General features: G+C 68.3%; 11 protein-coding genes. 4 read left to right on the forward strand and 7 right to left on the reverse strand.

Going from position 1 to position 12,670, the window contains the following annotated elements; genetic code table 11:
• Positions 1-7: 7 nt before the first annotated feature.
• From BIX52_RS08905 to rph, 4 genes are all read right to left on the reverse strand, one after another.
• A complete protein-coding gene (locus BIX52_RS08905; protein WP_075220665.1) occupies positions 8-2,761 on the reverse strand; it encodes a [protein-PII] uridylyltransferase in 2,754 nt (917 codons plus the stop codon).
• Entirely contained in the window at positions 2,758-3,942 is a 1,185-nt protein-coding gene (hemW, locus tag BIX52_RS08910; protein ID WP_075220666.1) for a radical SAM family heme chaperone HemW, read from the reverse strand. The genes BIX52_RS08905 and hemW overlap by 4 nt, the downstream gene beginning before the upstream one ends.
• Before the next feature lie 185 nt (positions 3,943-4,127).
• Positions 4,128-4,796 carry an RdgB/HAM1 family non-canonical purine NTP pyrophosphatase gene (rdgB, locus tag BIX52_RS08915; protein ID WP_075220667.1) on the reverse strand — a complete coding sequence of 223 codons (669 nt, stop codon included), beginning with the start codon at positions 4,794-4,796 and terminating at the stop codon, positions 4,128-4,130.
• Positions 4,793-5,506: a ribonuclease PH gene (gene rph, locus BIX52_RS08920; RefSeq protein ID WP_075220668.1), complete on the reverse strand. Its 714-nt coding sequence runs from the start codon at positions 5,504-5,506 to the stop codon at positions 4,793-4,795. The genes rdgB and rph overlap by 4 nt, the downstream gene beginning before the upstream one ends.
• A gap of 84 nt (positions 5,507-5,590) precedes the next feature.
• Here rph and hrcA point away from each other — a divergent pair, with 84 nt between their 5' ends.
• Together hrcA and BIX52_RS08930 are read left to right on the forward strand one after the other, a co-directional pair.
• The gene (gene hrcA / locus BIX52_RS08925; protein ID WP_075220669.1) at positions 5,591-6,652 is read left to right on the forward strand and encodes a heat-inducible transcriptional repressor HrcA; all 1,062 of its coding nucleotides are present in this window, start codon (positions 5,591-5,593) and stop codon (positions 6,650-6,652) included.
• Between the two features lie 170 nt (positions 6,653-6,822).
• Positions 6,823-7,137 (forward strand): hypothetical protein, encoded by a 315-nt coding sequence (locus BIX52_RS08930; RefSeq protein WP_075220670.1) that lies wholly within the window; start codon positions 6,823-6,825, stop codon positions 7,135-7,137.
• Positions 7,138-7,265: 128 nt separating this feature from the next.
• Here BIX52_RS08930 and BIX52_RS08935 read toward each other — a convergent pair whose 3' ends face one another.
• The gene (locus tag BIX52_RS08935) at positions 7,266-7,943 is read right to left on the reverse strand and encodes a formyltransferase family protein (RefSeq protein WP_075220671.1); all 678 of its coding nucleotides are present in this window, start codon (positions 7,941-7,943) and stop codon (positions 7,266-7,268) included.
• A 185-nt stretch (positions 7,944-8,128) separates the two neighbouring features.
• On the opposite strand from BIX52_RS08935, the gene BIX52_RS08940 reads away from it, so the two are divergent.
• Complete coding sequence (locus BIX52_RS08940) at positions 8,129-9,331, forward strand: pyridoxal phosphate-dependent aminotransferase (protein WP_075220672.1); 1,203 nt, start codon at positions 8,129-8,131, stop codon at positions 9,329-9,331.
• A 40-nt stretch (positions 9,332-9,371) separates the two neighbouring features.
• Positions 9,372-9,869: a DUF992 domain-containing protein gene (locus BIX52_RS08945; RefSeq protein WP_075220673.1), complete on the forward strand. Its 498-nt coding sequence runs from the start codon at positions 9,372-9,374 to the stop codon at positions 9,867-9,869.
• A gap of 60 nt (positions 9,870-9,929) precedes the next feature.
• Here BIX52_RS08945 and BIX52_RS08950 read toward each other — a convergent pair whose 3' ends face one another.
• A complete protein-coding gene (locus BIX52_RS08950) occupies positions 9,930-10,877 on the reverse strand; it encodes a WecB/TagA/CpsF family glycosyltransferase (RefSeq protein ID WP_075220674.1) in 948 nt (315 codons plus the stop codon).
• A gap of 230 nt (positions 10,878-11,107) precedes the next feature.
• Positions 11,108-12,667 carry an ammonium transporter family protein gene (locus tag BIX52_RS08955; RefSeq protein WP_083550674.1) on the reverse strand — a complete coding sequence of 520 codons (1,560 nt, stop codon included), beginning with the start codon at positions 12,665-12,667 and terminating at the stop codon, positions 11,108-11,110.
• Positions 12,668-12,670: the final 3 nt, after the last annotated feature.

Raw genomic sequence — 12,670 nt, forward strand, 5'->3', positions numbered from 1 at the left:
TCCGGGCTCAGGCGGCCGAGAGGGCCGAGTGCGGGGGCGTGTTGTCGTAGGCCTGACGCACGCCTTCGACGATGGCGGCACGCAGCTCGGGATCGGTGATCTGCTCGCCGTCGGGGCCGGTGACGTAGAACACGTCGACCACGCGCTCGCCGAAGGTGGCGAGCTGGGCGGAGCGCACGTTGAGGTCCAGCGCCAGGAGCGCGTCGGCGAGGTCGCGGAAAAGTCCCGGCCGGTCGAGCCCCGAGACCTCGATGGCGGTGTAGCCCTGCGACCAGTCGTTGGCGACGATGACGTCGGTCGGGTGGGTGAAGGCCTTCTGCTTCACCGCGCGCAACTGGCGGTCGTTGGTCCGCGGCACCGGGGCGCGGCCGGACAGAGCGTCGCGCACCATGCTGCTGATGCGGGCGATGCGCTGCTCCTCGTCGGCCGGATCGTCGGAGGTCGGGCGGATGTGGAAGACGTCCACCGCCATCTCGTCCTGGGTGGTGAAGATCTCGGCCGAGCGGACGGAGGCTTGAACCGCGGCGCATGCGGACGCGACGGTGGTGAGGAGATGGTGCTGGTCGGGGGCGATCAGCGTGACCTCGGTGGTGGTCGTGTCGATGACGCGGCAGCCGATGGAGATGTCGCCCGGCGCACCGCGCGCCCAGAGCGAGGCGTGATAGACCGCATCCTCGGCGCTGACGCGGATCCAGTAGGGCGCGGAGTGCATGTTGGCCCAGGCCTCGCGCGTGACCTCGGGCAGCGACTGCGCCGCCTTTTCGAGGAAGGCGACCTTCGCGGCGGCGATCCGGGCCTCGCGCGGGCGGCGGGTGTGGCGCGCGGCGATGACCGCCTCGGTCTCGTCGAACAGGGTGGCGAGGAGGGTGGACTTCCAGCCGTTCCACACGTTGGGGCCGACGGCGGTGATGTCGGCCTCGGTCAGGATCTCGAGCAGCTTGAGGCGCTCGAAGCTCTGCACCTTCTGGGCGAAGTCGTCGATCGTCTTGGGGTCGCTGAGGTCGCGCGACTGGGCGGTGATCGACATCGTCAGATGCTCTTCGATGAGCCAGGCGACGAGGTCGGTCTCGGCCGCGGACAGGCCGAAGCGGGGGCACAGGCGCCGGGCGATGCGCGCGCCTTCGACGGAGTGGTCCTTCGGCCGGCCCTTGGCGACGTCGTGCAGGAACACCGCGACATAGAGCGCGCGGCGATTGTGGATGGTGCCGATGAGGTGCGAGGCGAGGCGGTGCTGCTGTTCGAGGCCGCCGCGCTCGATCCGCGACAGCAGGCCGACCGAGCGGATGAGGTGCTCGTCCACCGTGTACGAATGGTACATGTTGAACTGCATCATCGCGACGACCTTGCCGAAGTCGGGCACGAAGGCGCCGAGCACGCCGGTCTCGTTCATCAGCCGCAGCAGCGTTTCGGGATCGTGGGAATCGCTGAGCAGCCGCAGGAAGATGGCGTTGGCCTCGGCGTCGTTGCGGACCTCGGCGTTGATCAGCTTCAGCGAGCGGCGCATGTGGAACAGAAGGTCCGGGTGCAGGCGCAGATTGTGCTGATCGGCGATGTCGAACACGCGCAGCATGTTCACCGGATCGTCGGCGAAGGCGGTGGGGTTGGCGAGGACGAGGCGGTCGTGCTCGGCGCCGAAATCGTCGTTGATCGTGCGCGTCGCGTGGCCGGTGAGGGAGCGGACCATGCGGGTCAGGCCGACCGGCTGCACGGCGTGCTGCGCCTCCAGGCCCGCGCACAGGATGCGCGTCAGGTCGCCGACGTCCTTCGCGACGAGGAAGTAGTGCTTCATGAAGCGTTCGACGTCGCTGAGGCCGGGGCGCGGCGAGTAGCCGAGACGCTGGGCGATCTCGCGCTGCAGGTCGAAGGTCAGGCGCTCTTCGGCGCGGCCGGTCAGAAGGTGCAGGTGGCAGCGGACCGACCACAGGAAGTCGTCGCACTTGCGGAAGAGGCGGTAGTCCTTGGCCGAGAACACGCCCTTGCCGACGAGTTCGGCCTCCGAGCGCACGCGGTAGAAGTACTTGGCGATCCAGAACAGGGTCTGGAGATCGCGCAATCCGCCTTTGCCTTCCTTCACGTTGGGCTCGACGAGGTAGCGCGTCTGCCCCTGGCGCTTGTGCCGCTCGTCCCGCTCTTCCAGCTTGGCGGCGATGAACTTCTTGCCGGTGCCGCGCACCACGGCCTGGTCGTAGCGGGTGTAGAGCTGCTCGGCGAGTTCGGCATTGCCTTCGACGAGGCGGCATTCCAGGAGCGCGGTGCGGATCGTCACGTCGCCGCGGGCGAGCTTCACGCACTCGTCGATGGAGCGGGCGGCGTGGCCGACTTTGAGGCCGAGGTCCCACATCATGTAGAGGATGACTTCGACCATGGACTCCGTCCACGGCGTCGGCCGGTAGGGGTAAAGGAAGAGAAGGTCGATGTCCGACCCCGGCGCGAGCAGGCCGCGCCCGTAGCCGCCGGTGGCGATGACGGAGAGCTTTTCGGCCACCGACGGATTGGCGGTCGGATAAACGTATTCGTGGATGAAGCGGTAGAAGGCCTGGATGATCGCGTCCTGCCCGGCGGCGAGAACGCGCGCGGCCTTCACGCCGGACTTGGTGGTTTCGAGCGAGTCCGAGCAGGCGCGCAGGCTTTCCGCACGCGCGGCCTTCAGCCGTTTCAGGACCGCGGGGCGGGCCCGCGTGAAGCTGTCGTCGTGCTCCTGGAAGATGCGTTCCAGGTCGGCGTAGATGGCGTCGGCGGTGGGTGGGCTGGAGGCGATCACGCGGCAAGCTCCCGGACGACGGCGTTGGTGAGAAGGCGGGCGGTGTCGGGCACGGCGATGCGGCGCCCGTCACGGCGCAGGAACCCGCCGGCGGCCAGCGCGTCGATGCGCGCCTCGTCGAGCGGGGCGCCGGCCCGCGCGGCGTAGGCGTCAAGGTCCATGCCTTCGGTGAGGCGCAGCGCCATGAGGAGATATTCGTCAGCGCGCGCGCCCGCGCCGAGCGGTTCGTGCTCGGTCAGGCCGTGGCCGTCCGCCTCCACCTTGGCGAGCCAGGTTTCCGGGTGGCGCTCGGTGGAGGTGGCAGTGCGGGTGCCGTTCTCGTTCAGCCGCCCGTGCGCGCCGGGGCCGATGCCGATATAGCTGCCGCCGCGCCAGTAGACGAGGTTGTGCCGGGCCTCGCCGCCGGGGCGGGCGTGGTTGGACACCTCGTAGCGGGAGAAGCCTGCGGCGCGTGTCATCTCGCCGGTCAGCTCGTAGAGGTCGGCGGCGGCGTCGTCCTCGGGCACGACGAGCTTGCCCATCTCGGCGAGGTCGAAGAAGCGCGTGCCGGGCTCGATGGTGAGCTGATAGAGCGACAGGTGATCGCCCGCGAGGTCCAGCATGTCGCTCAGTTCGGCGGCCCAGGCGGTGGTGGTCTGGCGCGGCCGGGCGTAGATGAGGTCGGCCGACACGTGCGGGAAGATGCGCCGGGCCAGCGCCAGGGCGGCGCGCGCGGTGGCCGCGTCATGCAGGCGGCCGAGGGCGGCGAGCTCGGTGTCGTTCAGCGACTGCACGCCGAGGGAGACGCGGTTGACCCCTGCGGCGCGGTAGCCCTCGAACCGGGCTGCCTCGACGGAGGTGGGGTTGGCCTCCAGCGTGATCTCGGCGTCGGCGGGAAGGCCCAGCGTGTCGTCGATCGCGGTCAGGATCGCCGCGACGGTGGACGGCTCCATCAAGGACGGTGTGCCGCCGCCGAAGAAGACGGAGAGCGGGCGGCGCTCGGCGGTCCACGACGCGAAGGTGGCGAGTTCGCGCGCCATGGCGGCGGCGAAGCGCGTCTGGTCCACGGCCTTGTGGCGCACGTGGCTGTTGAAGTCGCAATAGGGGCATTTGGCCTGGCAGAAGGGCCAATGGACGTAAACCGCGAAGCCGCCATCCGCACGCACCCGAGACTCAACCTGTGCGACATTCAACGTGGACATGCTCCCTCTCCTACGGCGGTTCGCGCCTCGACTGAAGCACGGTGCGCTGGACCGAGGCGAGGCCGGGCGCACGAGAGCGTGCCACTGTGGCCGGAACGCCGCTGTTCCTGACATATGTGTCAGCGGCCCCGTCCGCGTGGGGGCGGGGCCGCTGTGCGGCGATATGGGTCAGGCGGCGGCGGTTTTCACGCCGCAGGGGCGTCGTTTGCGCCGGCCTCGCCCGTCAACCCGAGCGCTTCCATGAAGATGGAGACGGCGCGGGCGCGATGCGAGAGGGGGTCCGGCCCGCCGGCCTTCTCCTCGCCCGTCATCTCGCCGAAGGTGCGCCCGTCGGCGTCGGCGGGGATGAAGAGCGGGTCGTAGCCGAAGCCGTTGGTGCCGCGGGGCGAAGCGGCGATGGTGCCGCTGCACACGCCCTCGAACACGTGCGCCTCGTCCTCCTGCGGCAAGGTGAGGGCGAGGACGGCGACGAACCGGGCCTCGCGCTGTTCGGGCGTGATGGCGCCTTCGCCGCGCAAGCCGGAGAGGACGCGCTCCATCGCGGCGCCGAAGTCCTTGCCCGGCCCGGCCCAGCGGGCGGAGTAGATGCCGGGATCGTCGTTCAGCGCGGAGACGCAGAGCCCCGAATCGTCGGCGAGGGCGGGCTTGCCGGTGGCTCTGCTGGCGGCGGCCGCCTTCAGGATCGCGTTTTCGGCGAAGGTGCGGCCGGTCTCCTCCGGCTCCGGCAGGCCGAGGTCGCCCGCCGACACCACGGTGATGCCGAGCGGGGCGAGCAGGGTGGCGAACTCCGCCACCTTGCCCTTGTTGTGGGTGGCGAGCACCAATTCGGGACCGATCGCGTCCAGAAGGCTCACGAGAGGGTGAGCTTCTGAAGGTCGACGAGGCGGGTGATCCCGTCCGACGCGAGGTCCATGAGGGCCGTCAGCTCATCGCGGGTGAAGGGCGCGCCCTCGGCCGTCCCCTGCACCTCGACGATGCCGCCCTTGCCGGTCATCACGAAGTTGGCGTCGGTCTCGGCGGAGGAGTCCTCCACATAGTCGAGGTCGATCACCGGGGTGCCCTTGACGATGCCGCAGGAGATCGCCGCGACGTGGTCGGTCAAGGGGTTGGTTGTGATCATGCCGGCGTTCATCATGTAGCTGACGCAATCCGACAGGGCGACGAAGGCGCCTGTGATGGCGGCCGTGCGGGTGCCGCCGTCGGCCTGGATGACGTCGCAGTCCACCGAGATCTGGCGCTCGCCCAGCGCGGCGCGGTCGACCACGGCGCGCAGCGAGCGGCCGATCAGGCGCTGAATCTCCTGGGTGCGGCCGGACTGCTTGCCGGACGAGGCCTCGCGGCGCATCCGCTCCTTGGTGGCGCGGGGCAGCATGCCGTATTCGGCGGTCACCCAGCCCTCGCCGCCGCCCCTCAGCCACGGCGGCACGCGCTCCTCCAGCGAGGCGGTGCACAGCACATGGGTGTGGCCGAACTTGACGAGGCACGAGCCTTCCGCGTGTCTTGAGACCGCGCGCTCCATGGAAACGGCGCGCATCTCGTCACTTCGGCGGCCATCGTGTCGCATAGAATTTCCCTTCTCCCATCGGGCGGCGAGCGTTGCCATATTAAGGGAGGAAGCGATAGTCCCGGAAAAGGAGCGGCTGGCGCGATGAGTCTGGTGGACGTGACCCGAGATCCGATCGAGCTCGACGAACGCTCGCGCGATATCTTCCGGCAGATCGTCGACGCTTATCTGACGACCGGCGAGCCGATCGGTTCGCGCTCCATCTCGCGCGCGCTGCCCAACAAGCTGTCGCCGGCCTCCGTGCGCAACGTGATGAGCGACCTCGAGCAGCTCGGCCTGATCTTCGCGCCGCACACCTCGGCCGGGCGGCTGCCGACCGACAGGGGACTGCGCCTGTTCGTGGACGCGCTGCTGTCGGTGGGCGAGTTGTCGGACGAGGAACGCAGCGGCATCGAGGCGGTGGCCGAGGGGACCGACGCGGTGGACGCGGCGCTGATGCGTGCCTCTCAGGTGCTGTCGGGCATGTCGTCGGGCGCAGGCGTGGTGCTGACGGCGACGCACGATCTGAGGCTCAAGCACATCGAGTTCGTGGCGCTGGACCCCGGCAAGGCGCTGGTGGTGCTCGTGTCGGACGACGGCTCGGTCGAGAACCGGCTGGTCGACCTGCCGCCGGGGCTGCCGCCGTCCGCATTGCAAGAGGCGTCGAACTATCTCAACGCGCACATCCGCGGGGCGACGGTGGGCGAGGCGCGTTCGATCATCGCCCGCCGCGCCGACGAGCAGCGCGCCCAGCTCGACGAGTTGACGGCACGGCTGATCGACCAGGGCATCGCCTCATGGTCGGACGCATCGGCGAAGGATACGGGGTCGCTGATCGTCCACGGCCGGGCCAACCTGTTGCAGAACGTCGGTGTACGTGAAGATCTCGATCGTGTTCGTCAGCTCTTGGATGACCTGGAGACGAAGCGGGAGCTGATGCAGTTGCTGTCGCTGACCGAAGGCGGCGAAGGTGTTCGCATTTTCATCGGGTCCGAGAACAAGCTGTTTTCGCTCTCGGGTTCGAGCCTCATCATGTCGCCCTATCGCGATACGGCGAGGCGCACGGTGGGAGTGCTTGGAATCATTGGGCCGACACGCCTCAATTATGCCAAGATCATTCCCGCGGTGGATTATACGGCGCAGGTTGTTTCGCGATTAATCAAATGACGCGCAACCCCAGGGCTAGCTTCAGAGTTTAATCGCATATGTGCGCCATCTGGGTTATGGGTATTGCGTGTCAGGTTGGCGTCGGAGGCCCGGCGGGGCATCGCGCTAGGTATGCGCCGGTGGGCGGCCATGGATGAAAGCAGGCGAATGAATCGCCGGAGGACTGAACAATGAGAGCCATTCTCGCACTGATCCTGCTTGTCGGTGTCGCAGGCACGGCATCGGCCCAGACGTCGGTCACGGTCCGCCCTTATGGGGACGGGGCCGGAGGCGACGGTGCCTATGTCGGCCCCTACCGGGATCTGCCGGGAGTTGGTATGTTCAGCGGCCGGGCGGTCCCCGTCTCGCCCGTGTACGCCGATGGTGGCGTCAAGACGCCGAGCTACATGAAGATCGAGAACGGCAATTCCGGCCGCTTCTCCCAGTCCGAGCTGCCGTATCTGGACGGTTGGCACGGCACCCTGTCGGAAGGCTGGGCGTTCTGACGCCAGCCGCCTGACCGGCTCCTGCGCCCTGGCGGGGCGCTCATGACGACAGCCAAGGGTGCGTTCGCGCACCCTTTTCATCGTTTCGGCGCCGCGGTGGCGACGGGCCTGCGCTCCGCGCGGTATCGTCAGCCGCGCGCGGCCTTGCGCGACACGCGCGCTCCCTCTGGCAGCGTGCCGATGAGGTCGAGCTCGGGCCGCAAGGCGGGCGCCCGCTCCCACGACGGCTCCCACGTCGCATAGGCTTCGTCCTGCGGCTCGCGGCGGATGATACCGGCGGCGATGTCCTTCACCGCCCGCTCCAGCAGTGTCAGCCCCAGCGGAAACAGCTTTTCGCGCCACAGACTGTCCACCGTCTCGCCCGGCGAGACGAAGACGTAGTCCTGGGCGGCGATGTCGCCCCCGTCCATCCGCTCCGACAGCCAGTAGACAGAGCCGCCGGCGACGGGGTCCTTCATGTGGATCGTCCAGCGCACGGCGTCTCGCCCGCGGTGGCGCGGCAGCAGCGACGGGTGATAGCCGATCGCCCCGAAGGTCGTGGCCATGCGCGTGCGGCGGCCCACGAAATCGTGACTGTGGGCGGCGACGATGAGGTCCGTCCCGGCGGGCAGCGTCTCGGCCCGCAGAGTGCCGGCGAGGATCCACGGCACGCCCGCCCGCTCGGCCGCGGCGCGCAGGCGATCCTCGCGGACGCCGTCCTCGCGCAGCGCCGGGGCCGAGACGGCATTCACGCGAAAACCGCCGCGCCGCAGCATCTCGAACACGGCGGCGCCGAACGCCTTCTGACCGGTCAAAAGGACGTTCATGGCCCCCTCGTCACTCCCTCGTCACCGGCCCGCTTTAGCACCACATGGCCCGAAGTGGCACCATGGGGCCCGGCGGTTCTCGTCATTCTGCAATATTCGTGAAATGCTTCGTGTTCCCAGAACACTTGCGAGCCTGTGCCGATGGGCAGATAAGGGCCGCGAAATACACCCGACGGACGTTAATTATGGCCTTCCTGTCCGACACGCTCGCGCGCGTCAAACCCTCACCCACCATCGCGGTCACGCAGAAGGCGGCCGAGCTGAAACGTGCGGGGCAAGACGTGATCGGCCTCGGCGCGGGCGAGCCCGACTTCGACACGCCGGAGAACGTCAAAGACGCGGCGATCAAGGCGATCCGCGACGGTAAGACGAAGTATACCGCGGTCGACGGCATCCCCGAGCTGAAGGAGGCGATCGTCGCCAAGTTCGCGCGGGAGAACAACCTCGCCTACACCCCCGCGGAGATCTCGGTCGGCACCGGCGGCAAGCAGGTCCTCTACAACGCGCTGATCGCGACGCTGAACCCCGGCGACGAGGTGATCATCCCGGCGCCCTATTGGGTCAGCTATCCCGACATGGTGCTCCTCGGCGGCGGCACCCCGGTGATGGCCGACGCGGACGCCTCCACCGGCTTCAAGCTGCAGCCGGCGGAGCTGGAAGCGCGGATCACGCCGAAGACGAAGTGGCTGATCCTCAACTCGCCCTCCAACCCGTCCGGCGCGGCCTATTCGCGCGACGAGCTGAAAGGGCTGACCGACGTCCTCATGAAGCACCCGCACGTGTGGGTGATGACGGACGACATGTACGAGCACCTCGTCTACGACGATTTCGTGTTCCACTCGGTCGCCGAGGTGGAGCCGGCGCTTAAGTCGCGCACGCTCACCGTCAACGGCGTGTCGAAGGCCTATGCGATGACGGGCTGGCGGATCGGCTATGCCGGCGGCCCGGTCGAGCTCATCAAGGCGATGGCGAAGGTGCAGTCGCAGTCGACGTCGAACCCTTCGTCGATCTCGCAGTGGGCGGCGGTCGAGGCGCTGAACGGCACGCAGCAGTACATCGCCGACAGCAACGTCGTCTTCAAGGAGCGGCGCGACCTCGTGGTGTCGATGCTGAACCAGGCGCGCGGCATCGAGTGCATGACGCCGGAGGGGGCCTTTTACGTCTACCCGTCTTGCGCCGGGTTGATCGGAAAGACGGCGCCGTCCGGAACAATCATCAAGGACGACGAAACCTTCGTAACGGAACTCTTAACGAGTGAAGGCGTTGCCGTTGTTCAGGGTTCGGCGTTCGGTCTCGCCCCACATTTTCGGATTTCTTACGCCACGGCGACGGACGCTCTCGAAGAGGCCTGCCGGCGTATTCAGCGGTTCTGTGGCAACCTGACCTGAGATCGACACCCGTTCCCGGTCGTCTGATTGGAGAATACTCATGCGGAAATCCCTGGTTGGCGTTCTCGCGATGCTCGGTGTTGCAACGGCCGCCCCCGCGGCCCATGCCGATTTCGGCGTGAAGGTCGGTGTTCTGACCTGTGACGTTGCGGGCGGGGCGGGTCTCATCGTCGGCTCTCACAAGCCGCTCGCGTGCTATTTCAACGCCCTCGGCAGCCAGGATGCGGCCTATGAGGGGTCGATCACCAAGATCGGCCTCGACGCGGGGATCACCACCGGCTCGAAGATCGCGTGGGCGGTGTTCGCGCCGACCACGCAGCTGGAACCCGGCGCGCTCGAGGGCCGCTACTACGGCATCTCGGCCGAGGCGACATGGGCGCTCGGTCTCGGCGCCAACGTCCTCGTCGGCGGGTTCGACCGGTCGATCAACCTGCAGCCGATCTCGATCCAGGGGCAGGCCGGGGCGAACATCGCGGGCGGCATCGGCTACATGCGGCTGAAGAGCCCGCCGCCGGTGGAAGTCTACTACAAGAAGTAAGAGCGAAGGCCCGCGGGGGAGAGACCGCGGGCCTTTCTCGCTCGGGCAGGACGCGGGGCCTCAGCGGTCGCCGCCGGGGCGGCCGGCCTTGTCGCGCTTGTGCATGCGATAGAGTTGCGGGGCCGCCAGCAGGATCTTCGCGTAGCGCGGGCCGAGCCGTGAGGGCTCCGAGAGGGCGCGCCACAGCCATTCGGTTCCGGTACGCCGCATGACGGTCGGCGCCCGGCGGATCTCGCCGGACAGGAAATCGAGCCCGCCGCCGATGGACAGGAAGACGCCGTGGCGCACGCGCCGCGCCATCCCTTCCGCCCACACCTCCTGCTTGGGTGCGCCGAGGGCGACGAGGACGAGGTCCGGCCGCGTGGTGCGGAGCATCACCAGAAGCTCCTCCTGGAGGGCGGGATTGCGCTCGAAGCCGAAGGGCGGGGCGTAGGCGCCGCGGAACTCCAGCGCGGGGAAACGCTGCTTCAGCAGCGTCGCGGCGCCGTGCAGCCGGTCCATGGTCGACCCGAAGAGGAAGACCGAGCAGCCCTCGCGTGCGGCCGCCTCCATCAAGGGCAGGATGAGATCGGAGCCGGTGACGCGCGCCTTCAGCGGCGTTCCTTCGGCCTTGGCGAGCCAGAGGAAGGGCATGCCGTCGGCCGTCACCATGTCAGCATGGTCGTAGCAGCGGCGGAAGAGCGGGTCGCTCCTCAGCTTCATCACATGGTCGAGGTTGGTGGTGATGACGGTGCGGCCCGGCGTCGTGCGCGACCAGGCGATGATGCGGTCCACCGCCTCGTCGAAGGTGAGATTGCAGACGTCGATCCCGAAGAGGCGGACTGCTTCCAGCGGCGGCAGCGGGGACGTGTCGGCGCACGGTGCAGCCGGACCCGCGGCGGCGTCTCGATCAGCGGTGGCGTTTCGATCAGCGGCGGCAGAGGGGCGCGGGCCGGGCGCTGCGAGGCCGGAGAGGGTTCGCGCGACGACGTAGCCGCCGAACAGACGCCTGAAGAACGGATGGGACATGGATCGGGGCCGCTCCTCGCTCGCTCGTGCCGAAGCCGATCATGACATAGGTCAGGCATGAAAAAAGGTCCGGGACAATGTCCCGGACCCTCATCGCGGACCGCATTTGGCAAGTGAGCGCGCCGGGGGCCACACCCTGGCCCGTCTCACCCTCCACCGGACGGTGCCCGGCGAACCGGGGCCGGCCGGGCCGGAGGCGGATCGAACGACGCCGATCCGCCCGGACCAGATCAGCGGTTGGAGCCGAACTCGGGGTAGGCGAGCACGCCCACTTCGGCCGAGTCGAGGCCCATCGCTTCCTCTTCCGGCGTCGCGCGCAGGCCGACGACGGCCGCGAGGATCAGCCAGACGATCAGCGAGGCGAAGAAGGCCAGGCCGCCGATCGACACCACGCCGATGAACTGGACGTAGTAGGTCGGGGCGTCGGCCGCACCGAAGTAGGAGTAAGGCACGATCATGGTGCCCCAGATGCCGGCGCACAGGTGCACCGGGATCGCGCCGACGACGTCGTCGATGCGGATCTTGTCCAGCAGCGGAACGAAGATCACGACGATGAGGCCACCGATACCACCGATGACGCAGGCGATGGCGACGGACGGCATCAGCGGCTCGGCGGTGATGGACACGAGACCGGCGAGGGCGCCGTTCATGACCATGGTGACGTCGACCTTGCGGTAGAAGATCTGCGTCAGGAAGATCGTGACGAGAGCGCCGGCGCAGGCCGCCGCGTTCGTGTTGACGAAGATCTTGGCGACGGAGGAGGCGTCTTCGATGGTGCCGAGGGCGAGCTGCGAACCGCCGTTGAAGCCGAACCAGCCGAGCCACAGGATGAAGGTGCCGAGCGTGGCGAGCGGGATCGAGGAGCCCGGCATCGGGTGGATCACGCCGTTGGCGCCGAACTTACCGGCACGCGCGCCGACCACGAGGGCACCGGCGAGAGCGGCCCAGCCACCGACCGAGTGGACGAGGGTGGAACCGGCGAAGTCGGAGAAGCCCATCTGGTCGAGCCAGCCCGCGCCCCACTCCCAGGAGCCGGTGACCGGGTAGAGAACGCCCGTCAGGAAGACGCAGAAGATGAGGAAGGGCCAGAGGCGCATGCGTTCGGCGACCGTGCCCGACACGATCGAGCAGGTGGTGGCGCAGAAGACCATCTGGAAGAACCAGTCGGAATAGGCCGAATAGTCGCCGGTGTCTTCAGCCGGCAGCGGGAACGCCTTCACGGAGAACGTGCCCATGTAGTTGGCGAGCGCCTGGATGTTGTTCGCCGTATCGACGCCCTCGTACATCACGTTGTAGCCGATCAGCCAGAACATGATGCCGGCGATGGCGTAGAGCGAGATGTTCTTCAGGCACTGCATCGCCACGTTCTTGGAGCGGACGAGGCCGGCCTCCAGCATGGCGAAACCTGCAGCCATGAACATGACCAGGAAGCCGGCCATGAGGAAGAGCAGGGTGTTGAAGATATAGGCGGTGTCGGCGGCGCTGGCCGGAGCGACGGTCGGCTCGGCGGGCGCGTCCAGGCTGGCGGCGGTCGGCTCGCGCGGGCTGCCTTCCTCGCCGTCGGTCGGGATCGCCTCGCTGACGGCCTCGACGGCGTCACTGACGGCGTCTTGAGCCTGTTCGACGACGGTCGGCTCGGTGGTCGTCTCGGTCGACGGCGTCGTCTCGGCTTGGGCGAGCAGGATGGGCGCCCGCTCATCGACCGAAGCCGGCGCCGTGTCGGCAAAGGCCCACACGGTCGTGGCCGAGAGCGCCAGCGCAAGGCCCGCCCCGGCGAGTTTCAGGAGCATTGA

The sequence above is a fragment of the Acuticoccus yangtzensis genome (genome assembly GCF_001927245.1).
Lineage (GTDB): Bacteria > Pseudomonadota > Alphaproteobacteria > Rhizobiales > Amorphaceae > Acuticoccus > Acuticoccus yangtzensis.

What these genes read in the sequence shown, in the direction of transcription:
- hemW (WP_075220666.1), bottom strand. Translation starts at nt 3,942, where the DNA reads ATGTCCACGTTGAATGTCGCACAGGTTGAGTCTCGGGTGCGTGCGGAT.
- rph (WP_075220668.1), bottom strand. Translation starts at nt 5,506, where the DNA reads ATGCGACACGATGGCCGCCGAAGTGACGAGATGCGCGCCGTTTCCATG.
- hrcA (WP_075220669.1), top strand. Translation starts at nt 5,591, where the DNA reads ATGAGTCTGGTGGACGTGACCCGAGATCCGATCGAGCTCGACGAACGC.
- BIX52_RS08930 (WP_075220670.1), top strand. Translation starts at nt 6,823, where the DNA reads ATGAGAGCCATTCTCGCACTGATCCTGCTTGTCGGTGTCGCAGGCACG.
- BIX52_RS08935 (WP_075220671.1), bottom strand. Translation starts at nt 7,943, where the DNA reads ATGAACGTCCTTTTGACCGGTCAGAAGGCGTTCGGCGCCGCCGTGTTC.
- BIX52_RS08940 (WP_075220672.1), top strand. Translation starts at nt 8,129, where the DNA reads ATGGCCTTCCTGTCCGACACGCTCGCGCGCGTCAAACCCTCACCCACC.
- BIX52_RS08945 (WP_075220673.1), top strand. Translation starts at nt 9,372, where the DNA reads ATGCGGAAATCCCTGGTTGGCGTTCTCGCGATGCTCGGTGTTGCAACG.
- BIX52_RS08950 (WP_075220674.1), bottom strand. Translation starts at nt 10,877, where the DNA reads ATGTCCCATCCGTTCTTCAGGCGTCTGTTCGGCGGCTACGTCGTCGCG.
- BIX52_RS08955 (WP_083550674.1), bottom strand. Translation starts at nt 12,667, where the DNA reads ATGCTCCTGAAACTCGCCGGGGCGGGCCTTGCGCTGGCGCTCTCGGCC.